Below are 23,320 nucleotides of genomic sequence, written 5' to 3'. Positions count from 1 at the left end.
GCGACATGGCAACCAGTACCGTCACCCCGCCACGTCACGACCCGAAAGTCAACATCGCACTTCGCAACTTCGCTATCTCGATCACGGTCTTCAACATCCTCGGCTTCACCGTCCTCGGCTTCGAGCAGCCCTGGACCTGGCCCCTCATCGCGGTCTTCGCCGGCTACACGATCGAGATCGCCCTGGAGGCCATCGGTGCCCGCGTCGAGGGCCGAGCCCCGCGATTCAGCGGCCGAGGGCTGCGCGGGCTGATCGAGTTCCTCTATCCGGCGCACATTACGAGCCTCGCGCTCAACATGCTGATCTACGTCAACGACCAGCTCTGGACGATGCTCTTCGGTGTCGCGGTCGCCATCGGCGCCAAGTGGGTCCTGCAGGCCCCCATCCGGGGCCGGATGCGGCACTACATGAACCCGTCGAACTTCGGCATCGCGGTGATCCTGATGGTGTTCCCGTGGGCCAGCGTCGCACCGCCCTACCACTTCACCGAGTACATCTCGGGCTTCTGGGACTGGCTGATCCCGGCGATCATCATCGTCGGCGGCACGATGATCAACGGCAAGCTGACCGGTCGGATGTGGCTGATCATGGGCTGGCTGTCCGCATTCGCTCTGCAGGCGATCGTGCGTGGGGTGCTGCTCGACACGTCGATCCCGGCGGCCCTGGGCATGATGACCGGCGTCGCGTTCGTGCTGTTCACCAACTACATGGTCACCGACCCGGGCACCTCACCATCGGCGCCGGCCGCGCAGGTGGCGTTCGGTGCCAGCGTGGCCGTGGTCTACGGCCTGCTCACCGGCTTCGGCATCGCGTACGGCATCTTCTTCGCCACCGCCGCCGTCTGCCTCATCCGCGGCGGCTTCCACTGGACCCTGCACTTCATCGAGAAGTCCAAGGCGGACCGGGCACCCAGCCTCGACACGGCCGCGATGCCGGTGCCAGCGAGCACCGGCAACGGCAACGGCAAGGAACACACCGGCAAGGAGGTCGTCCCCGCATGACTCGTGTAGCGATAGTCGGCATGGCGTGCCGCTATCCGGACGCCACGTCACCCCGGGAGCTGTGGGAGAACGCCCTCGCCGGGCGGCGCGCGTTCCGCCGTCTCCCCGACGAGCGGATGCGGCTCGAGGACTACTGGGACCCGGACCCGAACACGCCCGACAAGTTCTACGCCCGCAACGCCGCCGTCATCGAGGGGTACGAGTTCGACCGGATCGCCTACAAGGTCGCCGGGAGCACCTACCGCTCGACCGACCTGACCCACTGGCTCGCCCTCGACATGGCCGCGATGGCCCTGGCCGACGCCGGCTTCCCGATGGCCGAGGGACTGCCCCGGGACCGTACCGGCGTGGTGGTCGGCAACACCCTGACCGGTGAGTTCACCCGCGCGAATCAGCTGCGGCTGCGCTGGCCCTTCGTCCGGCGCATGGTCGCCGCGGCGCTCAAGGACCAGGACTGGGACGACGACCACCTGATGACCTTCCTCGACTCGTTCGAGGCGACCTTCAAAAGTCCCTTCCCGGAGGTCGACGAGGACACACTGGCCGGCGGGCTCTCCAACACCATCGCGGGCCGGATCTGCAACCACTTCGACCTCAAGGGCGGTGGCTACACCGTCGACGGCGCCTGTTCGTCGTCGCTGCTGTCGGTCGCGACCGCCAGCAAGACCCTCATCGACGGTGACGTCGACGTGGCCGTCGCCGGTGGTGTCGACCTGTCGATCGACCCCTTCGAGATCATCGGGTTCGCGAAGACCGGCGCGCTGGCGACCGGTGAGATGCGCGTCTACGACCGTGGGTCGAACGGCTTCTGGCCGGGCGAGGGCTGCGGGATGGTCGTCCTGATGCGCGAGGACGACGCTCGCGCCGCCGGCCACCGCATCTACGCCACCATCGCCGGATGGGGGATCTCCTCCGACGGCAAGGGCGGGATGACCCGACCCGAGGTCAGCGGCTACCGACTCGCGCTCGACCGGGCGTACGAGCGCGCCGGCTTCGGGATCGAGACGGTCGGCCTCTTCGAGGGACATGGCACGGGTACGCGGGTCGGTGACGCCACTGAGTTGACCGCGCTGTCCCTCGCCCGTCGTTCCGCCGACCCGACCGCGGCTCCGGCCGCAATCGGTTCGATCAAGGGCATGATCGGGCACACCAAGGCCGCCGCCGGTGTCGCCGGCCTGATCAAGGCGGCGCTTGCCGTGCACCACCAGGTGCTGCCCCCGGCCATCGGCTGCGTCATGCCGCACGAGATCCTGGCCGACGACAACGACCCGGCGCTGCGCGCACTGCGCAAGGCGGAGCCGTGGCCCGACCTGCCGAACGTCCGGGCCGGGGTCACGGCGATGGGCTTCGGCGGCATCAACACGCACATCGTGCTCGAGGGTGGCCCCTCCCGACGTCGGCGCGGGTTCGACAGCCGGACCAGCCGGCTGGCCTCCTCCGGCCAGGACGTCGAGCTGCTGCTGATCGACGCCGCCTCCCGGGAGAAGCTGCGGGAGCGGCTGGACAGGCTCGTCGAGTTCGTCGACGGCGTCGCGTACGCCCAGCTGGGCGACCTGGCCGCGACGCTGCACGGGGAGTTGCGCGACCTGCCCTACCGGGCGGCCGTCGTGGTCTCGTCACCGGCCGACGCGGTCGCGCGGCTGCAACGTCTCTGCGCCGTACTGGACGCCGGCGAGACGAGCCTGGTCAGCGCCGACGAGCGCTGCTTCCTGGGCCACGTCGGCGGTCCGGGCCGGATCGGCTATCTCTTCCCCGGGCAGGGCTCGGGGCAGGGGACGAGCGGCGGTGCCCTGCGCCGCCGGTTCAGCGAGGTCGACGAGGTCTACACCAAGGCGGCCCTGCCCACCTCGGGCGACATGGTCGCCACGACGGTGGCCCAGCCCCGGATCGTCACCGGCTCGCTGGCGGGCCTGCGCGTGCTGTCGGCGCTCGGCATCGAGGCGACCACCGCGGTGGGGCACAGCCTCGGCGAGATCACCGCCCTGCACTGGGCGGGCGCGTTCGACGAGGACGCCCTGCTGCGTACCGCGATGGTCCGTGGCCAGACGATGGCCGAGCACAGCTCGTCGGGGACGATGGCGAGCATCGCGGCGGCACCCGAGGCGGTCCGGCCCCTGCTGGCCGACCTGCCGGTCGTCATCGGTGGCTTCAACGGTCCACAACAGACGGTGATCGCCGGCACTGCCGAAGGGATCGAGGAGGCCTGCCGCCGCGCCGGCGAAGCGAGCTTCGCCACCACCCGGCTGCGCGTCTCGCACGCGTTCCACTCACCGCTGGTGGCACCGGCCGCCGACGCGTTCGGCGATCGGTTGACCGATGAGCAGTTCGACCCGCTGTCGCGCCGGGTGGTGTCGACGGTGACCGGCGATGTCCTCCCGGTCGACACCGACGTGCCGGCCCTGCTGCGCCGCCAGATCACCGACCCGGTGCTCTTCACCCAGGCGGTGGCCTTCGCGGCGAAGGACCTCGACCTGTTCATCGAGGTCGGCCCCGGTCGGGTGCTGGGAGCGTTGGCGACCGCGGCGACGGACGTGCCGTCGGTGTCGCTCGACACCGATGACGAGTCGGTCGCCGGTCTGCTCAACGCCGTCGGTGCCGCGTACGTCGTCGGCGCGTTCCGGGTCGACGACGGGCTGTTCCAGGGTCGCCTGACCCGGCCGCTGCAACTCGGGGCGAAGTTCAGCTTCTTCGCGAGCCCCTGCGAGGCCGCGCCGCCGCTGACAGTGCAGCCCGTGCGGCGGGCCGTCGAGGCGAAGAAGATCGAGGCCGACACCGACGCCTCCGAGCCGCCGCTGCACCTGCTGCGTCGGTTGGTGGCCGACCGCGCCGAGCTTCCGATCGAGATGGTACGCGGCGAGAGCCACCTCCTCGACGATCTGCACCTCAGCTCGATCACTGTGGGACAGGTGGTCAACCAGGCCGCCCAACTGCTCTCGGTGCCGAGTGCCCAGACGCCGACGAACTTCGCCGTCGCCACGGTAGGGGAGTTGGCCCAGGCGTTGGAAGACCTGGCCAGCTCCGCCGGGGAGGGTAACGCGGCGACGGCGGCCACTGTGGCCGGTGCGGCCGCCTGGTCCCGGGCGTTCTCCGTCGACCTCGACGCCCTGCCGCTGCCACCGCGCGTCGAGGTGGAGGCCAACGGCCCCTGGCGGCGCTGGTCGCGAGACGGCGACTCGCTCGCCGAGTCTCTGCGGCAGGCGTTGGAGCACGGCGGCGTCGGTGGCGGGGTTCTGGTCTGCCTGCCGGCCGACTGCACCGAGGCCGACCTGGCGCTCGCACTGGACGGGGCCAAGGCGGCGATCGCCGACAAGCAGCGCGACCGGTTCGTGGTCGTGCAACGTGGTCGGGGCGCCGCCGGGCTGGCCAAGTCGCTGCGGTTGGAGATGCCCCGGATCCGGACCACCATCGTTCGCGTACCCGCCGACTTCGACGACCCGGCGTTGCTGGTCGCGGAGGTGGCCGCCACCGGGCGGTTCCACGAGGTGCGCTACGACGCCGACGGCGTGCGGCTGGTGCCCACCCTGCGGGCGATGCCGGTGCGACCGGCCCGGGAGATCATGCCGCTCGACGCGTCGGACGTGCTGCTCGTGACCGGCGGTGGCAAGGGCATCACCGCCGAGTGCGCGCTCGCCGTCGCGCAGGACACCGGCGCGGCGTTGGCAGTGCTCGGTCGCAGCGACCCGGCGACCGACGCGGAGTTGGCCGCCAACCTCGACCGGATGACGGCCGCCGGGGTGCGCCTGCACTACGCCCGCGCCGACGTCACCGACCCGGCGCAGGTCAGGACCGCGGTCGACGGCGTACGCCAGAAGCTGGGCCCGGTGACGGCGGTCCTGCACGGTGCCGGCCGCAACGAGCCGGCGACCCTGGCCAACCTGGACGCGGCGGCCTTCCGGGCGACGTTCGCCCCGAAGATCGACGGGCTGCGCGCCGTCCTCGACGCCGTCGAGCCGGGCGCGCTGCGGATGCTCGTCACCTTCGGCAGCATCATCGGCCGGGCGGGACTGCGCGGTGAGGCGCACTACGCGACCGCCAACGACTGGCTGGCCGAAATCACCGCGGACTTCGCGGCGGCGCACCCCGAATGCCGGACGCTCTGCCTGGAGTGGTCTGTCTGGTCCGGCGTCGGCATGGGCGAGCGGCTCTCGGTCGTGGAGGGTCTGCAGCGGGACGGGATCGTCCCGATCTCGCCCGACGAGGGCGTACGCCTGATGCGTCGCCTGATCGCCGACCCCGACGCCCCGCCGGTGGTGGTGATCAGTGGCCGCACCGAGGGCATCGACACAGTGCGTCGGGAGACGCCGACGCTGCCGCTGCTGCGGTTCGTCGGCACGCCGCTGGTGCACTACCACGGTGTCGAACTGGTGACCGAGGTCGAACTCAACGCCGGTACCGACCTGTATCTCGCCGACCACCTGCTCGACGGCAACCTGCTGTTTCCGGCGGTGTTCGGCATGGAGGCCATGGCGCAGACCGCCACCGCGCTCACCGGGCGCGCTGAGGTGCCGGCGATGGAGGACGTCGAGTTCCTCCGGCCGATCGTGGTACCCGTCGACGGCAGCGCCACGATCCGGATCGCGGCGGTGGTGACCGGCGACGAAGACGTCGACGTCGCCATCCGGGCCGCCGACACCGGCTTCGCGGTCGACCACTTCCGCGCGCGGCTGCGCTTCGGCGACCGCGGAGAACTCGACGGCCCACCGGACGAGACCGGCGCCGGCCTACCGCTGGTGCCCCTCGACCCGGCCACGGACCTGTACGGGGGCATCCTCTTCCAGGGCCAGCGGTTTCAGCGGCTGCGCGGCTACCACCGGGCGGCGGCACGGCACGTCGACGTCGACGTGTCAGCGGTCGCGACCGACGACTGGTTCGCCAGCTTCCTCGGCGGTGACCTGCTGCTCGGTGACCCCGGAATGCGGGACGCGCTCATGCACGGCCTGCAGGTCTGCGTACCGCACGCGACGCTCCTGCCGGCCGGCATCGAACGCGTACACGCCGCTGGCCCGGTCCTCGCCGACAAGGGTGAGGCCCGGTTCACGGCGACCGAGCGCAGCCGCGACGGCGACACCTACCTCTACGACATCGCCGTCCGCACGCCGGGCGGCGAGGTGGTGGAACGGTGGGAGGGCCTGCGCCTGCAGGCGGTGCGCAAGGGCAACGGGCGCGGCCCGTGGGCGGCGCCGCTGCTCGGCCCCTACCTCGAACGGTCGCTCGACGACCTGCTCGGTGCCCAGGTCGCGGTGGCGGTCGAGCCACACGGCTCGGACGACCCGCCCCGACGCGCCATGACCGGCCTCGCGGCCGGACGGGTGTTCGGCCGCCCGGTCGAGGTGCGCTACCGGCCCGACGGCCGGCCGGAGATTGACGACGACCGGGTCGTCTCGGCGGCACACGGTGCCGGTGTGACCGTCTGCGTCGGCGGTCGGGGGGTGCTGAGCTGCGACATCGAGGCGGTCTCCGAGCGCGACGCGGGGACCTGGTCGGCGTTGCTCGGCCCGCACGACGGCCTGGTCGGCCAGCTCACGAGGGACACCGACGAGGACATCGACACCGCGAGCACCCGGGTCTGGACGGCGATCGAGTGCCTCCGCAAGGTCGGACTGCCGGTACAGACCCCGATCACGCTGAGCGCGGTCGGTCCGCACGGCTGGCTCACCCTGGCCTCCGGCACACTGCGGATCGCCGTGCTCGTGACCCGGCTGCGCGACCACGCCGACCCGGTCGTCGTCGCGGTGCTCACCGACGGGTGGTCGCTTCGATGAGCAAGTACTTCGAGTACCCCCACACGGTCGGCTTCGAGGAGACCAACCTCGTCGGCAACGTCTACTACGTCAACTACCTGCGCTGGCAGGGGCGGTGCCGGGAGATGTTCCTCAAGCAGCGGGCACCGGACGTGCTGGCCGACCTGCAGGACGACCTCAAGCTCTTCACTCTCAAGGTCGACTGCGAGTTCTTCGCCGAGATCACGGCGTTCGACGACCTCTCGGTCCGGATGCGGCTCGTGGAACTGGCGCAGACCCAGATCGAGTTCGGCTTCGACTACGTGCGGCTCGACCCGGACGGCGGCGAGACGCTCGTCGCCCGAGGTCGGCAACGGGTCGCGTGCATGCGTGGCCCCAACAACCGGACACTGCCGGCGCGGGTACCGGAGGCGTTGGCCCGCGCACTCGAACCGTACGCAAACGGGGAGGCGAGATGAGCGACGAACTGCTCACTCCGAGCGAGGTGGCCGGATCGAAGCTGTTGCGGCGGGCGTTCGGGACGTTCGCGACAGGCGTCACCGTCGTAACGGTCGGCGGCGCCACACCACACGGCATGACGGCCAACTCGTTCGCGTCGGTCTCGCTGGACCCGCCGCTCGTGCTGGTCTGTGTCAGCCGCGACGCGATCATGCATCAGATCCTCACCGAGGCCGGCACCCTAGGCATCTCGGTGCTCGGGCACCGGCAGGAGAAGGTGGCACGCCACTTCGCCGATCGGTGGCGGCCACTGGGGTTGGCGCAGTTCGGCTCGGTCGAGTGGACGCCGGGCAGCGTCACCGGCGCCCCGCTGATCGACGACGCGGTGGCTCACTTCGAGTGCCGGGTCTGGCGGACGTACGACGGCGGTGATCACACGATCTTCCTGAGCAGCGTGGTGTCGCTGCGCTGGGAGAGCACCGGTGACGTGTTGGTCTTCGTCAACGGGCAGTTCCGCGGCATGACCGAGCCGGCGCAGGTGCCCGAGCCGAGCGAGGCGGCGACATGACACTCACCGCGTCGCGGCGGCGGCCGCCCGGACCACCGTTCTGGGCGGCGCCGAAGCTGCTGTGGAAGCTCGGCCGGGACCGGCTCGGGCTGATGTCGTCGGCAGCCGACACCTTCGGTGACGCGGCCCGCATCGCGATCGGCCCGAAGGTTCTCTTCTTCTTCAACCACCCCAACCACGCCAAGCATGTGCTCGCCGACAACCCGGACAACTACCACAAGGGCGTCGGGCTGGCCCAGGCCAAGCGGGCCCTCGGCGACGGGCTGCTCACCAGCGAGGGCGATCTGTGGCGCAAGCAGCGACGGGTGATCCAGCCGGTGTTCCAGCCCAAACGGATCGCCCGGCAGGCCGACGTGGTGGCCGAGGAGGCCGGTCGGTTCGTGGACCGGTTGCGTGGCCACGTCGGGCGGGGTCCGGTCGACATCGCGGGCGCCGCCACCGGGCTCACCCTCGGTGTGCTCGGCCGTACCCTGCTCGACGCGGACCTCGGCGGGCTCGGCGACGTTGGCGGGTCCTTCGAGGCGATGCAGGACCAGGCGATGTTCGAGATGGTCACGATGAGCGCGGTGCCGATGTGGGTGCCGCTGCCGCACCAGGTGCGGTTCCGCCGCGCCCGTCGTCACCTGCAGACGGTTGTCAACGAGTTGGTCGAGGCGCGCGGCGGCCGGCTCGACGGCGACGACGCCCTGAGCCGGCTGATCCAGTCGACGAACGCCGAGCCCGACGTCGCGGTCGGGCAGCGGCGGTTGCGCGATGAGTTGGTCACGCTCTGCCTGGCCGGCCACGAGACGACGGCCAGCACCCTGAGCTGGACGTTCCACCTCCTCGACGAGAACCCGGCCGTCTGGGAGCGGCTGCGGGCGGAGGCGCTGTCGGTGCTCGGAGACCGACAGCCGACGTTCGACGACCTGCACCGCCTGCGTTACACGGCGACCGTGATCGAGGAGGCGATGCGTCTGTACCCGCCGGTGTGGATGCTTTCCCGCATTCCGCAGAAAACGGACACCATCGGCGGGTACGACGTGCCGGCCGGGGTCGATGTGTTGATCTGCCCGTACACGCTGCACCGTAACCCGGAGTTCTGGCCGGAGCCCGAACGGTTCCGCCCGGAGCGGTTCGACAAGGACGGTACGGCCTCGCGACCCCGGTACGCCTACATCCCGTTCGGCGCCGGCCCGCGGTTCTGCGTCGGCAACAACCTGGGGATGATGGAGGCGGCGTTCGTGGTCGCGATGGTCGCGCGGGAACTGCGGCTGGCCAAGGTGCCGGGATACCGGGTGGTGCCCGAGCCGATGCTGTCGCTGCGGGTTCGCGGCGGGTTGCCGATGACAGTGCACGAGGCATAGCGGGATCGGATCGGAGCGAACTGCGGCTCCGCGAGGGCGTCCCCTTCACCGTGGTGGCCCTCGCGGAGCCGCAGTTTGCGCGGTTGGCGCCCGACTCACGTCTGGGCCTCAGGCGCTCATTTGAAGAGAGTCGGCGCCATCGACGTACCGCTCCGGGCCGTCCTGCTGCTGTCGGTATGCCTCCCGGGCGGTGCGGGAGGCGCTCGTCTGGTGAGTCACCGCAGTGCTGTTGTGAGTTCGGCGGCGTTGTCGAACGCGGGTGCCGCCCTTTCGGATTCGTCTTCCGTGAGCGTGACGGACTGGGCGCGGGCCAGCATCTCGGCCGCGGTCTTTGGATCGTGCAGCACCATCGCGAGTTCGGCGCGGTAGACCAGGACCTCGACCTGCTCGACCGGGTCGTCGTCGGCTTGCGGGCGGGCCAACGCGCTGTCGAGGATCCGAACGGCCTGTCCGACGCTTCCCCTGGAGTCCGCCTGCACGACAGCATTCGCTAGGGCCTTGGCCAGCCGCCCGGCAGGCGTGGCGGCCGGCATGGGCGCGGTGGCGGCGTCCCGAAAGACGCGGATCCAGTTGCCGCCCGGGTCGATGACGCTGAACCCGCCCAACCCGTCGGCGTTCTTCCGCGCCCTGGGCCGGGTCATCCGCGGCGTTCCGGACACCAGTACCTTGCCGTACGCGGCGCGCATGCCGGCCGCGAATGCCCGATGGAGTCCCTCGACGTCCGCGGTGAGTACCAGGCAGGAGCCATAGGACTGCTCCGGGTCGAATCCGGCGATCTCGAAGAACTGCAGACGCAGGTCTTCGCGCTGCACCCCCACACACGAGTAGGGCTTGCGTTGCTTGTACGTGGTGCGGAAACCGAGAACTCCGTAGAAGGCCTCGATGTCGTCAATGGATGCGCACGGCAGCAGGGGAACGGTCACCTCGTTGGTCATGCCTCCTTCCTAGGCGTCGCAGGGTGTCCGTCGCACATAGAAATAGCCGATCATCGCCTTTGGCTGTCCGATCGGCTGATGACTCAGAAGCCCAACGCCGCCCGGCCGAGCTATCGACGGTGCCTTCCTGCCTGCCAGCTGTCCCGCCAAGTCGTTGGTGGGGGGTCGGGCGATCAGGCGGATTGCCGGCGGCGGTGTAGGCGGGAAGTTGGGCGGGGATACCGAGGTGGACGGTGATGCCGAGGATGCGGGACAGGCCCAGGGCAGCAGCGCGAGCTGGTCATTCCACACCGTCAGCGCGCGTTCCAGGCCCACTACCGAGACCGGGGCGGACAGCACGCCGAGGGGCACACCCGCGGCGGTGAGGGTCAGCCCGAACGGCGCTTCGGCGGCGCAGGCCGTACCGGTCCCGCAGGATTACGGCGACGGCAACGAACAGCCAGCAGAACGCCGCGAACGCGACGGTGACGTACGCCGCGCGCAGACTCGGCGCAGTCCAGAAGGCGAACCAGTAACCGCCCGGTCCGCGCCCGGCGAGTACCGCCAGCAGCAGCACGCTGCGCAGCAGCGCGACGCCACCGACCACGGCCCACAGGTGGAACGGATCCCGCCGACCGACGACGAGGCGTACGACGACTGTGAACAGCGCCCACCCACCGAGGGTGACCAGCAGGTGCGCCGGCGCGGCGAACCAGGTCAACACGAGCCGGCTCGCCACCAGCACCACGGCCGGGATCAACCACACCAACACCCGGTCCGCCCGCGTCACGGGCGTCGGCAGCGCGGCGACCCGCCACGGCCGGAGCGCGCCGAGCAGCAACCCGCGCGCGGCGGCTGAGCCGAACCCGCGCCCGTACAGGCCGAGCAGCACCACCAGCAGGATCGACCCGAGCAACGCCCGGGCCGCCCAGGCCATCGCCGGGTCCCGGTCGGCGCGCCGCGCCCCGAGGTCGGCGGCGGTGAAGTTGTACGCGGGCAGGTCCACGTCGGCGCCGTAGCGCTGCCGGTGCGCGTCGCGCGCGTCGTGGTACGCCGCCGCGGCCAGCCGCCAGTCACGCCCGCGCAGTTCGGCGTCCCGCCAGGTCGCCGGTTCGGTCGCGGCGACCAGGTCGCGCATGCGCCGGGCCAGCACGACGGCCTGCGTGCCCTCCTCGATCGCCTCGTCGACGCGGCCGCCGGTGACCGCGTAGATGCTGTCCAGCGCCGCGGAGTCGCCGGTCGGGATGTCCCACTCGAAGATCCACATCATGGGCGGCGGTTCCAGCCCGAGCGCCCGCACCGACCGGTCGGCGTACGGACCGATGTAGAGGCCCTTGGTGACCGCCTGCCGGGACAGCGCCATGGCCTGCCCGATCGCGGCGACGGTGCCCGGGTCGCCGGAGAACGTGCGGTACGCCCAGTCCGGGCCGTGATCCGGACATGAGGCGGACGAAGCGGCGCGGCAGGCAGCTATGACATAGATGGGATTACATGTCTAGCGTGAACTCAGGTATGAAGGCCGAAGGCACGTCTCGGTGCTGATTCCTGAGAAGGAGCGACAGATGAAACATGCACTGCGCCGCCTACGAACGGGGGCGGTCGCGCTCGCTGCCTGCTCACTTGGGCTGAGCCTACTGTCGGTACCCGCCGCCGAGGCGTACTCGGTTGCCCCTCTCGCGCCACAATCCGAGCGAGCACCGGAATCGAACCAGTTCTCGGCAGAGGGTGTGACCACGATCGGTGAACTCCGCACCGTCAACAGCTCGCTGTCCTACGCCCCCAACGGCGGGACACAGATCATCCAGCACCCCGGTGCCACCTACGTCAAGGTGCACTTCAGTTCACTGCGACTGGCCCAAGGCGACTACGTCACCGTCTCGAGCCGCGACGGCAAGGAGAGCTACCGGTACGACCGCCACCTGAACCGGGCGACCGGTTCGGACTACACCACCGACGGACAGCCGGGTTTCTGGGCGATGTCGGTGGAGGGCGACACCGCCGTGGTGACACTGCACAGCAGCCGCCCCTCACGTGTCAGCGCCGCCACCATTGACCGGTTCTGGCGCGGATACGACCGCACGGAAATCGCCGCGCACAACTTCTCCACCCAGTCCGTGTGCAGCACCGACGCCCGCCGGGACGTGGTCTGCTACCAGAACAGCCACCCCACCGAGTACGCCCGTGGCAGGGCGGTGGCGCGGCTGCTGATCAGCGGCGGTGGACTGTGCACCACCTGGCGGGTCGGCAACACCAACCGGATGCTGACGAACAAGCACTGCTTCTCGACGCAGTCCGCCGTGAGCGGCAGCGAGATGCAGTTCAACTACCAGTGCGCCACCTGTGGCGGCGCGAATCCCGGCGCCGGCACCAAGGTCAGCGGTGCCACCCTCTACAGGGTGAGCAGCGGCGGCTCCAACCAGCTGGATTACGCCCTGTTCTCGGTCAACAACTTCGCCGCCATCCAGGGGTTCGGCACGCTGTACCTGGCAACCACCGCCACCAGCACCGGCACCCGGATCTATGTCCCCGGGCACGGTGACGGCACCGCGAAGCGGCTGTCGATCTACGAGGACACCCAGAACGGCGCGACCTGCGCCGTCCGGAACGCGAACTACAACACCTGGAACATCAGTTACAGCTGTGACACCTCCGGCGGCAACTCGGGTTCACCAGTGCTGAACGCCAGCCACCGGGTGATCGCCCTGCACCACCTCGGCGGTTGTCCGTCGAACCAGGGCGCGAAGGCGCACCTGATCTACAACGAGATCGCCAGCCTGATCGACAACGGCTGAGACGGTGGGCCGCCGATGCGCGCTCTGCGCCTTGGCGGCCCATCGGCGTCCTCGCCACTCGACCTCGGCGACCGCTGGGGGTGCCGGTGAACATCGTCGCCGACGTGCAGACAGTGCTGGGCAGGCGTCGCCGGACGACGCCGCGCGTCGATGACGTCGAACGTGGACCACCGCCGGCCACCGGTCGCCCCGGCTGTGCGCCAGGGCCCGCCGTTCGGCGGACCCTGGCGCGCGACACAGAAGATCAGCGCAGGGTGTCGATGTCGATGACGAACCGGTACCGCACGTCCGAGGCGAGGACCCGCTCGTACGCGTCGTTGACTGCCTCGGCGCCGATGACTTCGACCTCGGGAGCGATGCCGCGCTCGGCGCAGAAGTCCAGCATCTCCTGCGTCTCGGCGATGCTGCCGATGCTGGAGCCGGCGAACGAACGTCGATTGCCGAACAACGCGAAGACGGGCACCGGCAGCGGCTCCGGCGGGGCACCCACGCTGACAAGCGTGCCGTCCAGACGCAGCAGGCCGAGGTAGCTGGCCATGTCGATCGGTGCGCTGACCGTGTTGATGATCAGGTCGAAGCTGTTCTTGAGCGCCTCGAACGTCACCGGGTCCTTGGTGGCGTGGTAGTGCTCGGCGCCGAAGCGCAGGGCGTCGTCCTTCTTGCCCAGCGTCTGTGACAACACCGTCACCTCGGCGCCCATCGCCGCGGCGATCTTGACAGCCATGTGGCCCAGACCACCCAGGCCCACCACGGCGACCTTCTTGCCTGGACCGGCGTTCCAGTGCGCCAACGGAGAGTACGTGGTGATGCCCGCGCACAGCATCGGCGCGGCCGCCTCGTACGGGATGCTTTCCGGCACCCGCAGCACGAAGTCCTCGTTCACGACGACGTGGGTCGAGTACCCGCCCTGGGTCACGGTGCCGTCCCGGTCGACGCCCGCGTACGTCTGGGTGTTGCCCTTGAGGCAGTACTGCTCGTTTCCGGTGCGGCAGTTCTCGCACTCGCGACACGAGTTGACCATGCAGCCAACACCAGCACGGTCGCCGACCGCGTGGCGGGTGACGTCGGGGCCGACCTCGGTGATCCGGCCGACGATTTCGTGGCCAACGGTGAGCGGGTAGGGAACACTGCCCCAGTCGCCGCGCACGGTGTGGATGTCAGAGTGGCAGATGCCGGCGTAGCGGATTTCGATGAGAACATCGTGCGGGCCCAGGTCCCGCCGTTCGATCGTGGTACGCACGAGCGGTTCGGTGGCAGAAGGCGCGGCGATGGCGTTGACGGTGAAGATGATGTCCTCCGGTGACGTGATGCTGACCTGCCTGCACCTCACCACACGCGTGCTGGATGCGATCGTCGGCCTGGGCGTCAGGCTTTTTCTACAGCAGGGGTCATCTGTCCGCGCTCACCATGCTGGTCTGCGTGGTTCAGGCGGTTTCCTTCTGCAGTGCGGGGCCGAGGAGCAGCCCTCCGTCGATGACATACTCGGCGCCGGTGATGAAGGCCGCGTGCGGCGATGTGAGGAACAACAGCAGCGCAGTGATGTCGGCGGGCTGCCCGAGTCGCGGGACGGCGAACGGCTCGGGCGAGTAGAAGTCGGCGATCGGGGTGTCGCTGCCGGCCGCCGGCTCGGTGATGAACGGAGTGGCGACAACGCCGGGGTGAATTGCATTGACGCGGATGTTGTCGCGGCCCAACTCGAGGGCAGCGGTCTGAGTGAGCCCCCGAACCGCCCACTTGCTGGCGACATAGGGCGCGTAGAAGGCCGTACCGCCGATGCCCATTGTGGAGGCGATGTTGATGATCGTTCCTCCTCCCGCGCGCCGTAGCGCCGGGGCGGCTGCCTTGATGCCGAGGAAAGTGCCGGTGAGATTGATGTCGAGGATGCGAGCCCACGTAGCCCGGTGGGTGGACTCGATGAGGGCCGGTGGGTTCTGCACCCCGGCGTTGTTGACCAGGATCGTGAGCGCGCCGAAGACCTTCTCGGTCTCCGCGACGGCGGCGGCCCACGACTCCTCCTGGGACACGTCGAGGCAGACGAAACGCGCCCCATCTCCCAACTCTGCGGCGAGGCCAGCACCACGCTCGGCATTGATGCCACCGATGACGACGTTGGCGCCTTCGGCGTGCAGGGCGCGAACGTGGCTGGCCCCCTGCCCACCGGTGCCGCCGGTCACGAGAACGGTCTGATTGGCGAAGCGGGACAAAAGATCCTCCGGGTGCGTGCGAGGGATGACAACCCGAAACCGGGTGGCGAGTCGACCGACTCACCACGTCGAAGCTACCTCTCCTGCGAGTGGTGAGTCAACCCACTCACCTCGCTATGATGGCCGCATGACCCCAGCGCCGTCGGCCTATCACCAGCGCGTGGCGGAGGAGAAGCGCGCGCTCATCGTGCGGGCCGCCACCGAGCTTTTCCTCGAGGTGGGCTACGACCGGGCATCACTGGCGCGTGTTGCCGACAGTGCTGGCGTGTCGAAAGCAACGCTGTTCAAGCAGTTTCCGACAAAGGCAGCGTTGTTCGATGCCATCGTCATCGACTCGTGGGCCGAGAACGACGTCGAAGACGTGCCGCCCGCCGGTGACCTGACGGCCGGCCTGACGGTTCTGGGAAGGCGCTACGCGACGCTGTTGAGCCAGCCGGAGATGACCGCCCTGTTCCGCATCGTCATCGCCGAACTGCCACGCTTTCCTGAACTGGCCAAGGCGCATTTCTCACAGGGAAAACTGCCGTACTTCGAGTCCGTCCGGATCTACCTCCTGGCCGAGCGCGACGCGGGAGCCGCCGACATCGCTGACCCGGAGATGGCCGCTACGCAGTTCCTCGGGATGATCTCGAACTACCTGTTCTGGCCGAGCCTTCTGCTCCCGGACTGGACGGTGACCCCTACCCGCACGACCGCGGTTGTGGAAGAAGCCGTCCGAACCATGGTTGCGCGATATGGCACCGACGTTCACCACCGGGACCGTGAGGTCGTTACCGCGTCTGCTGCAGAAGACGCGCAGGGCCGCCGAGAAGTCCTGGCAACAGACTCCGCGAACAAGGCGCGCGACTGCAACCGCCGGACCTAGTAGCCATGATCGCGAAGAAGTAGCGGGTCCGCTCAGGTCACCAGGCCCCGGCGGTACGCGTACACCACGGCCTGCACCCGGTCGCGCAGGTCGAGCTTGGTGAGGATGCGGGACACGTACGTCTTGACCGTCTCCTGGCTGATCACCAGGGCCGCGGCGATCTCGCTGTTGGAGAGGCCCTCCGCCATGAGCCGGAGCACCTCCAGCTCGCGCGGGGTCAGCGCGCCGCCGTGCGGGCCACCCTCGGCCGGGCGGATGCGGGCCGCGTACCTGCCCACCAGCTGCCGGGTCACCTCCGGGGCCAGCAGCGCGGCGCCCGTCGCCACCGTGCGGATGCCGTGGAGCAGCTGCGCCGGTGGGGCGTCCTTGAGCAGGAAGCCGCTGGCACCCGCGCGCAGCGCCTCGTAGACGTACTCGTCGAGGTTGAACGTCGTCACCACGAGGACCTTCACCGGCACGGGGACCCGGGCACCGGCCAGCAGGCGGGTCGCCTCGATGCCGTCGAGCACCGGCATCCGGATGTCCATCACCACCACGTCCGGCCGGAGCCGAAGGGCCAGGTCGACTGCCGCGCGTCCGTCGCCGCACTCGCCGACGATCTCCATATCGGGCTGGGCGTCGATGATCGTCGCGAATCCGGCGCGGATCAGCTCCTGATCGTCGCAGACGAGCACCCGGACCGGCGCGGTCACGACGGGTTCCCAGCCGGGATCCGGGCCCGCACGAGGAAGCCGCCGCCGGCCCGCGCACCCGCGCTGAAGTCACCACCGAGGACGGTGACCCGCTCGCGGAGCCCGGCGAGGCCGCGCCCGCTGCCGCCCGGGGACGCGCTGTCACCCCCGGAGCCGTCGGTGCTGATCTCCACGGTCGTCTCTCCTTCCCCGTGGTGAACGCGAACCCTGGTCCGGCTGCCGTGCGCGTACTTCAGCGCGTTCGTCAGCGCCTCCTGCACCACCCGGTACGCCACCACCTCGGCGCCATTGATGGCCACCGACGGCGTGCCCTCCCGGACGAACTCGACCGGCTGTCCGGCCTGCCGGGAATGGGCGATGAGGGCATCCAGGTCGCCGACGAAGGGCGTACGCGGATCGCCTGTGCTGTTGTGATCCGGGTTGAGCAGGTCGAGCAGCTGCCGCAGGTCGCCGACGGCCCGGCGGCCGGTCCCGGTGATCGCAGTCAGCGTCTGGTCCAGCTTGTCCGGGGCGTCCATCAGGTAGCGCGCCGCCTCGGCCTGCACGACCATCGCCGTCACGTGGTGGGTGACGACGTCGTGCAGCTCCCCGGCGATGCGCGTGCGCTCCGCAGTACGGGTGGTCTCCTCGACATGGCGGCGGCGTTCCGCCTCGGTGACCCGGTTCTGGCGCAGCCACGCCCCGATGCCCCACGCGAGCGCCAGCAGCAGGTAGAAGGTGGTGAACCCCGCGATGCCCTCACCCGATCCGAGCCGGTCGAGGGAGACCGCCAGGGGCACGTACGCCGCCGAGGCGAGACCCGCGACGGCCCAGCGGCGCCGTTCCAGGTGGGCGCCGGCGCTGATGAGCGCGATGGCCAGTCCCGTACCCGCGATGGTGTGGTAGCCGCGGAGCTGGTCGATCGCGAAGCCGAGCGACACCAGCATGAGGCAGGCGGCCGGCCACCGACGCCGCACGGCCAGCGGCAGGCACTCCAGGGCGACGACACCGATGGTCAGCGCGTCGTACGGGCGGTCCGGGAGGTCGCCGAGCTGCGTACCCTGCCGATCCAGGGCCGGGACCACCGTCGCGAGGGCGAGGGCTACGGCGATCGGGAGATCCCGGACCGTGATCGGCCACTGCTGCCACAGATCCGGGAGCCTCCGGAGCCTGATCACCGGGTGACTGTAGCGGTTGCCGGGGCCTGCGCCGAGCGGTGGCGGCGCGCGATGATGTGCCCGCGGCGCTTGGCCAGCCACAGGAACACCACGGTCAGCACCACGCCGGCCAGCACCGCGTACAGGCTGCCCTCCGGCCCGAAGTCGCCACCGCTCAGCGCGACCGGCCCCGACGTCGACGCCTCGAGCAGCCCCTTCGACTCGCCGTTGCCCGAGACCACGACGCTGAAGATGCCGCCGGCGGCGAAGTTCCAGCCGAAGTGCAGGCCGATCGGGACCCACAGGTTCCGGGTGGCGGCGTAGCAGGCGGCCAGCATGAACCCGGCCTCGATGGCGATGGCGGTCGCCCCCCACAGGGTGGCGTCCGGGTTCGCCAGGTGGATCGCGCCGAACACCACGCCGGTCAGGGCGAGAGCGATCCAGGTGCCCGTCCGCTCCTCGACAATGCGGAACAGCACCCCCCGGAACAGCAGCTCCTCGGTGACGGCGGCGGCCGCCATGAACCCGAGCAGACCCAGCGCTCCCGTCGGCGAACCCCAGCCCTCGACGCGGTAACCGTCGAGGAATGCGATGGTGGCGATGACGGCCGCGAACATGGCGAAGCCGATGAGCGTCCCACGGCCCAGCTTCCCGCCCCGGCCGTCCAGGCCGAGCTCGGTCGGCTCACGGCGCTCGGTGCGCCGCACGACCCACCGGTAGACGACCACGCCCAGCACTGCCGTCAACGCGCCCATCACCAGAGTGAGGAAGAAGTTGCCCTCGACGGCGGCGACGCACTGCCAGCCGACGAGGGCGGCGACGGCGACCGCTAGGAACTGTTTGACGAATCGCATGGCGACTCCTTCGTAGACCGTGGCCGGAGCGCCAGCGGACACGAAGAAACCTATGGTTTTCCGCCGCTGCAATCGTCACCGCACGGTGGACACTTGCGGGTAGCTCGCACGGGGGACAAGAGCTACATTCCGCGCCGGATGGCGGCGACTGACCTGGGCGATCGGGCGACGTACGCGCGAAACCCGCGGTGCGTCCGGGACGGTGATCGCCACGCCGCCGGTCTCAGTGCAGCAGGGCGTTCTCGAAGGAGCTGTCCGTCCGGCTGCACATCGACGTTCGGCCGGAGCTGCTCACCAAACTGGACACCATCACGACCAACGTGGAGCTTGGCTCCCGCAGCAGTCTCTGCCAGACACGCCTGAGCCAGCACCTGAGGGGCCGGGCGGTCCGGTTTCAGGTCACTTTCACGAGTCGCGGCTGTCGGCAGAGTGTCGACCAGGGAGCGCCCCAATCCGACCAAGGAGGTGAGCGACGGTCTGTCCCAAGTCCGTAAGGCGGTAGTTCGTCGGGAACCGCGGTTCAGGCACGCCAACTGTGTTTTGCGCGTTGTGCAACTCATCCTCTTCCTCGCCGGAAAGGTGTTGCTGGCTACGTTCAACCGCTTCGACGAAATTCATTTTCACCAACTTCTGAACAAGGATTTGCACAACGTGAGCAATGCCTATGTCTCGATTGGCTATGTCTTTTACTCGGAACTGCTCAGCTTCCGTCGTTGCCACCGACAAGCATCGCGCATCAACTCCTTCGAAATCCTCCAAGAGTGAAATCAGAATCCGCATCTCATCAGCTCTGGATCCATCCTTGGCTCCCAGAATGAAAGCTCGAGCAAGCACTCTGATCTTCCACTCGTCGGCTGTGGCGGTCGACGCTCCGACGGCCTCGCCCAGCAACTGCCGTGTCTTCCGATCAGATTGCTCTCCCGCAGCGAGGTCATCCACAGTTGACCCGCTCTCCGATTCAACGGCGTCGGTAAACTGCTGTACACCCTCCGCGGCCCAGAGACGGTAGACCAGCGACACCGATTCCTCCACCATGGAGCCCGCAAGCGCGCTGGCGGGAACGGCTGCGACGCCGAGCTCTGGTCTCTGGAGCACAGCTGCTGCGACTGTTAGAAGAGCTGCAACCGCAGGTGCCACGGTGTTTCCAGCGGCACGTTGGACGATAGCAACCGCTCGATCTTGCGCTTCTCCCATGCGTTTATTCTGCTCTGCCTGCGCCAGCCGATTCGCCCTGCGTTCGCCTGATGAGTGTGATTGCCTCCGGCGGGTATACCTCCCGCTCCAGACCGGATCCGACTCCGGTAACCAGGCTGCCCGCCCCCTGGACCCCGGGCAGCTTGGGGATGGCCGACGAACCACCGTCACCCGACGAGCACCACTCGGCAGGGCCAAGCCTGCGCGGCGGGATCCGACAACCAGTCAGACGGCAAGATCAACGCTGGGAGGCGGCCGTAAAGGTAGGTCCACCGAGCTGGCCGGGCCCCTGCCGATCAGACGATTTGCAATGCTGTGGTGGGCGCATGAAACGCCGAACGGCGGCCCGCTGAATCAGTCGGGCCGCCGTTCGCAAACTGTGGATCAGAGCGGGCGGATGTTCTCCGCCTGCGGGCCCTTCTGGCCCTGGGTGATGTCGAACTCCACCTTCTGGTTCTCGTCGAGGCTGCGGAAGCCGCTCGCCGAGATCGCGGAGAAGTGGGCGAAGACGTCGGCGCCGCCGTCGTCCGGGCTGATGAAGCCGAAGCCCTTGTCGGCGTTGAACCACTTCACGGTACCTGTAGTCATGTCTGCTCCTCGCAGGCTGTTGGAGACCGCACTGTGCGGACCCTTACGCCGCCGCGTTGATCACCCGCGTCGAAACGACACGAAAAACGAAGAAGCGCCTGGGTGGGCTCAGATGACCCATCAGGCGCTGGAAAACGTCTACGGAAATCAAAACTGCAACACGGCTACCGTAGCAGATGATCCGTCGTCCGTCCCGTTTGGGTGGGCGGACCTGGTCACCTGTCCGCTTCAACGATGCCGCCCTGGCCACAACAGTGAAGCGAACGTCGACCGGCCGTCGCTGCCACGACGACCGGGCGGGCCGGCAGTGCGGGGCCGGTGCCAAGAGCGCCGGCCCCGCTGTGGTCGACCTGGTCAGGCGCGGAAGAAGGTGCACTGGAAGGCAAAGTCGTCCACCCGCACGGCACCGCTGCCACCGAGCAGGGAGACCCGGACGAACACCTTGTTGGGACCGTTCGCGTAGCTGGCCACGTCATGCCGCCGCCAGACGGTGTCGGTGATCCGGACGGTGCGCAGCGCGAGGTAGGTCCAGCTCGCCGGATCGATCACCTCGACGTTGAGCACCGCCGGCCCGCTGACCGCCCGGACGAAGAACCCGCCGCCGCAGGTGGTGGAGTGCCCGGCGGTACGCGGCCCCACTGTGAGCAGCTTGCCCACCCCGGACCAGCCACCGGTCGAGGTTGTGAGAATGGCGTTGTTCGAACCAGACCGGGCCGTCCCCGTGCCCAGTTCGAAAGCTCCGCTTCCGGCCCCGGAGCGATGGAACTCCCACACCGCTGCCGGGTTCCCCTCGAACCCGTCGGTGTGCTGCCAGAGGTCCGCCTGAGCGGGGCCGACGGCCACGGTCAGGGCCACCGCCGTCGCCATGACAGCCGCGGCGGTGAGGCGTACGGCTCTGGTGAATGCGGTTCTCATCGTTGTCTCCTTCGCTCGTCGCCGCTCGTCACGGCGCGCCGTAGATGACGACCTGGTACGCGTTGATCGCCTCTCCCACCGGCTGATGCCAGGTGCGCGGCGTGGAGTTGCACTGGCTGCCCTTCCGGTTGGCGTGCGAGTTCAGCCCGTACGCGGTGTTGGTGGCGAAAAGCGGCCCACCACTGTCGCCGCCGAGGGTGCAGATGTTGGTCTCGACCATCTGGCGTACGGTGCCGCCGGCGCCGTTGACCGTCACGTTGGTCTTGAGCACGGAGCCGCACCTGAATCCGGTGGTCCTGCCCGAGTTGCAGACCGACAGCCCACTCACTGCCGTCGCCCAACCGTGGATGCTGCGGCTTGTGTTGTTCCACAGGTTGATGACGCCGGTCGCCCAGACCGACGAACCGTTCATCCAGATGAGGCCGTAGTCGTTCTCCGGATAGTTGCTCTCCAGCGACGGCCCGACGTCCTGCCCGTTGGGCAGTGTCCAGTGCGGGTAGCCCTGAGTGCAGTGGCCGGCCGTGATGATGTAGTTGAAGGTGTAGTCGGTGGCGGTGAACCCGACCGAGCAGCCGCCCAACGAGTCCCCACTGGAGATCCCGACGTTCGGCTGGATCTGGCCGGCGCTGGTCTCGAACCGCACCGCCGCGCCGAACTTGCGCGCCACCGAGCGTTGCACGGCGTTCTTCGCCCCCGACGCCGGCAGGCTCACCACCACCTGGTTGGTCGCCGGGTCCACCCCCCAGGTCGTGTTCGGCTCACTCGCCGCGGCCTCCAGCGTCCGCTGGATGGACTGGAGTTGCCGTTCGCCACGAGCGACGACGCGCGCCTTCGCGCCAGCGGTGGTCACCTTCGCGGCAGCCGCGGCGTCGGTGACCGCGACGACGAGGTCGCCGTTGGACAGGTACGCGCCGCCCGAGCTGGCACCCAGCTCGGTGGTCAGCTGGTTGGCGAGTCGCACGTTGGCGTTCTCGGCGCTGATCAGCCTCTCGGCGGCATCGCGGCTGATACCCCGCTGTGCGGCGATCGCCTCGGCCATGTCCGCCGCCCCGCCGGCCCGGTCCCTGGCGACGCCGCCGCCGAAAGCCAGGGCTGCCCGGCCATCGGTGCGGACCGGATCCGCCGCGCCCCCGGGTTGGGCCGGTCGGTCTACCGGCCCGGCCGCTGCCGCCGTCGGGACGAAGGCCACCGACGCCACGACGGCGAGCGCCATCGCGAGCAGGGACCTGCGGCTTGGCCTCTTCTTACGCGGGTGGCTGACGACACGTTCTGACATTCACCGCTCCCATCACGAGGGGACTGGTCGGCCAGGTCAGGAGCCGGACGGCCCGGACCGGACGGCAATCCTCGCAATCGGGAGGGGGCCGCGAGTGGGATGTTGGACGCGGCTGGACACGGCTGGACAGGGCTGGACACCTGGCTCCGGTCGGCCGCCCGGCGGCTCTTCGGGATGTGTGCAGGCGAAGTCCCAGACCATTGTCAGCGCACTGTCGGGTTCGCCGCGCTCGAGCCCGAGGGCCTGGATCAGGCTCAGCAGCTCGTCGCGAGCCTCGCCCGCTTCTTCTACCAAGCGGCAATCGAAGAGAACGTCGTCGGATCCTGCCCCCCACTGACCCGTGCGACGATCCCGTGGTCGAGCCAGAGGATCAGTCCCTTGTCGCGATCGGTGATGCAGAACGACGCGTTGTCGTCAGCACGATGATGATCGCTGAACTCCAGGAGCGCGCCGAGCGCGTCTTTCGGGCCGCCAGGGACCCACTCCTGCTCGTTGTCCTTGTCGTCGCTGGTGGGTGGGCTGTCAGCGACGCCGCGAAGGGATGGCCGGCGACGCCCGGAGGACGGTGAGCCAGGTGGCGTTGGGCGCGGGTCGCCGGAAGATTGGAGAATCTTTCTGGTTGGCGGCAACCTGCGGGCGGTGGATCGCATGTACCCGGATGTAAGCGATGATCGCCACGATCCATAGGGGCCCGGAAATGTCTGCACGTCCTCTTCTGCTGCTGCCCGTTGCCACCGTCCTTCTTGGACTGTCTGCCTGTAGCTCCTCGCCGGCTTCTGGGCCTGGCCCAACCGCA

General features: G+C 69.3%; 19 protein-coding genes. 7 read left to right on the top strand and 12 right to left on the bottom strand.

The features are described 5' to 3' along the window. Positions 1-5: 5 nt before the first annotated feature. Genes KBX08_RS00850 through KBX08_RS00830 form a run of 5 tightly spaced genes read left to right on the top strand, consistent with a single transcriptional unit; the run spans position 6 to position 9,094 of the window. Positions 6-1,001, top strand: a complete 996-nt coding sequence (locus tag KBX08_RS00850; protein ID WP_238688396.1) for an enediyne biosynthesis protein — start codon at positions 6-8, stop codon at positions 999-1,001. Beyond that, positions 998-6,763, top strand: coding sequence for a type I polyketide synthase (locus tag KBX08_RS00845; protein WP_210780574.1), 5,766 nt, complete (start codon positions 998-1,000; stop codon positions 6,761-6,763). The genes KBX08_RS00850 and KBX08_RS00845 overlap by 4 nt, the downstream gene beginning before the upstream one ends. Beyond that, positions 6,760-7,200, top strand: a complete 441-nt coding sequence (locus tag KBX08_RS00840; RefSeq protein WP_210780573.1) for a thioesterase family protein — start codon at positions 6,760-6,762, stop codon at positions 7,198-7,200. The genes KBX08_RS00845 and KBX08_RS00840 overlap by 4 nt, the downstream gene beginning before the upstream one ends. Beyond that, entirely contained in the window at positions 7,197-7,748 is a 552-nt protein-coding gene (locus tag KBX08_RS00835) for a flavin reductase family protein (protein ID WP_210780572.1), read from the top strand. The genes KBX08_RS00840 and KBX08_RS00835 overlap by 4 nt, the downstream gene beginning before the upstream one ends. Next, complete coding sequence (locus KBX08_RS00830) at positions 7,745-9,094, top strand: cytochrome P450 (protein ID WP_210780571.1); 1,350 nt, start codon at positions 7,745-7,747, stop codon at positions 9,092-9,094. The genes KBX08_RS00835 and KBX08_RS00830 overlap by 4 nt, the downstream gene beginning before the upstream one ends. A 215-nt stretch (positions 9,095-9,309) precedes the next feature. Here the strand turns inward: KBX08_RS00830 and KBX08_RS00825 are convergent, their stop codons facing one another. Then, positions 9,310-10,029 (bottom strand): VOC family protein, encoded by a 720-nt coding sequence (locus KBX08_RS00825; RefSeq protein ID WP_210780570.1) that lies wholly within the window; start codon positions 10,027-10,029, stop codon positions 9,310-9,312. Positions 10,030-10,309: 280 nt separating this feature from the next. Continuing rightward, a complete protein-coding gene (locus tag KBX08_RS00820) occupies positions 10,310-11,371 on the bottom strand; it encodes a hypothetical protein (RefSeq protein WP_210780569.1) in 1,062 nt (353 codons plus the stop codon). A gap of 364 nt (positions 11,372-11,735) precedes the next feature. Here KBX08_RS00820 and KBX08_RS00815 point away from each other — a divergent pair, with 364 nt between their 5' ends. Continuing rightward, entirely contained in the window at positions 11,736-12,800 is a 1,065-nt protein-coding gene (locus KBX08_RS00815) for a serine protease (protein ID WP_307850419.1), read from the top strand. Between the two features lie 244 nt (positions 12,801-13,044). Here the strand turns inward: KBX08_RS00815 and KBX08_RS00810 are convergent, their stop codons facing one another. Further along, a complete protein-coding gene (locus tag KBX08_RS00810) occupies positions 13,045-14,088 on the bottom strand; it encodes an NAD(P)-dependent alcohol dehydrogenase (RefSeq protein WP_210780708.1) in 1,044 nt (347 codons plus the stop codon). A 136-nt stretch (positions 14,089-14,224) separates the two neighbouring features. Beyond that, on the bottom strand, positions 14,225-14,974 hold the full coding sequence (locus KBX08_RS00805) for an SDR family NAD(P)-dependent oxidoreductase (RefSeq protein WP_238688402.1): 750 nt from the start codon (positions 14,972-14,974) through the stop codon (positions 14,225-14,227). A 157-nt stretch (positions 14,975-15,131) separates the two neighbouring features. On the opposite strand from KBX08_RS00805, the gene KBX08_RS00800 reads away from it, so the two are divergent. Next, positions 15,132-15,869 (top strand): TetR/AcrR family transcriptional regulator, encoded by a 738-nt coding sequence (locus tag KBX08_RS00800; RefSeq protein WP_210780566.1) that lies wholly within the window; start codon positions 15,132-15,134, stop codon positions 15,867-15,869. Positions 15,870-15,901: 32 nt separating this feature from the next. On the opposite strand, the gene KBX08_RS00795 is transcribed toward KBX08_RS00800, so the two are convergent. From KBX08_RS00795 to KBX08_RS00760, 8 genes are all read right to left on the bottom strand, one after another. Beyond that, positions 15,902-16,561: a response regulator transcription factor gene (locus tag KBX08_RS00795; RefSeq protein ID WP_210780565.1), complete on the bottom strand. Its 660-nt coding sequence runs from the start codon at positions 16,559-16,561 to the stop codon at positions 15,902-15,904. Beyond that, complete coding sequence (locus KBX08_RS00790; protein WP_210780564.1) at positions 16,558-17,718, bottom strand: sensor histidine kinase; 1,161 nt, start codon at positions 17,716-17,718, stop codon at positions 16,558-16,560. The genes KBX08_RS00795 and KBX08_RS00790 overlap by 4 nt, the downstream gene beginning before the upstream one ends. Beyond that, positions 17,715-18,551: a CPBP family intramembrane glutamic endopeptidase gene (locus tag KBX08_RS00785; protein WP_210780563.1), complete on the bottom strand. Its 837-nt coding sequence runs from the start codon at positions 18,549-18,551 to the stop codon at positions 17,715-17,717. The genes KBX08_RS00790 and KBX08_RS00785 overlap by 4 nt, the downstream gene beginning before the upstream one ends. Positions 18,552-18,956: 405 nt before the next feature. Beyond that, a complete protein-coding gene (locus KBX08_RS00780) occupies positions 18,957-19,745 on the bottom strand; it encodes a hypothetical protein (RefSeq protein WP_210780562.1) in 789 nt (262 codons plus the stop codon). 384 nt (positions 19,746-20,129) lie between these two features. Beyond that, entirely contained in the window at positions 20,130-20,333 is a 204-nt protein-coding gene (locus tag KBX08_RS00775) for a cold-shock protein (protein ID WP_013283833.1), read from the bottom strand. 354 nt (positions 20,334-20,687) lie between these two features. Next, positions 20,688-21,248, bottom strand: a complete 561-nt coding sequence (locus KBX08_RS00770) for a hypothetical protein (RefSeq protein WP_210780561.1) — start codon at positions 21,246-21,248, stop codon at positions 20,688-20,690. 28 nt (positions 21,249-21,276) lie between these two features. Next, positions 21,277-22,524 (bottom strand): S1 family peptidase, encoded by a 1,248-nt coding sequence (locus KBX08_RS00765; RefSeq protein ID WP_210780560.1) that lies wholly within the window; start codon positions 22,522-22,524, stop codon positions 21,277-21,279. A gap of 287 nt (positions 22,525-22,811) precedes the next feature. Then, a complete protein-coding gene (locus KBX08_RS00760) occupies positions 22,812-23,174 on the bottom strand; it encodes a DUF6357 family protein (protein ID WP_210780559.1) in 363 nt (120 codons plus the stop codon). Positions 23,175-23,320: the final 146 nt, after the last annotated feature.

Origin of the sequence: Micromonospora sp. H61, from assembly GCF_018070325.1 — a bacterium.
Lineage (GTDB): Bacteria > Actinomycetota > Actinomycetes > Mycobacteriales > Micromonosporaceae > Micromonospora > Micromonospora salmantinae.
Note: the sequence above shows the minus strand (reverse complement) of the source record. Positions and strands in the feature narration are given on the sequence as shown.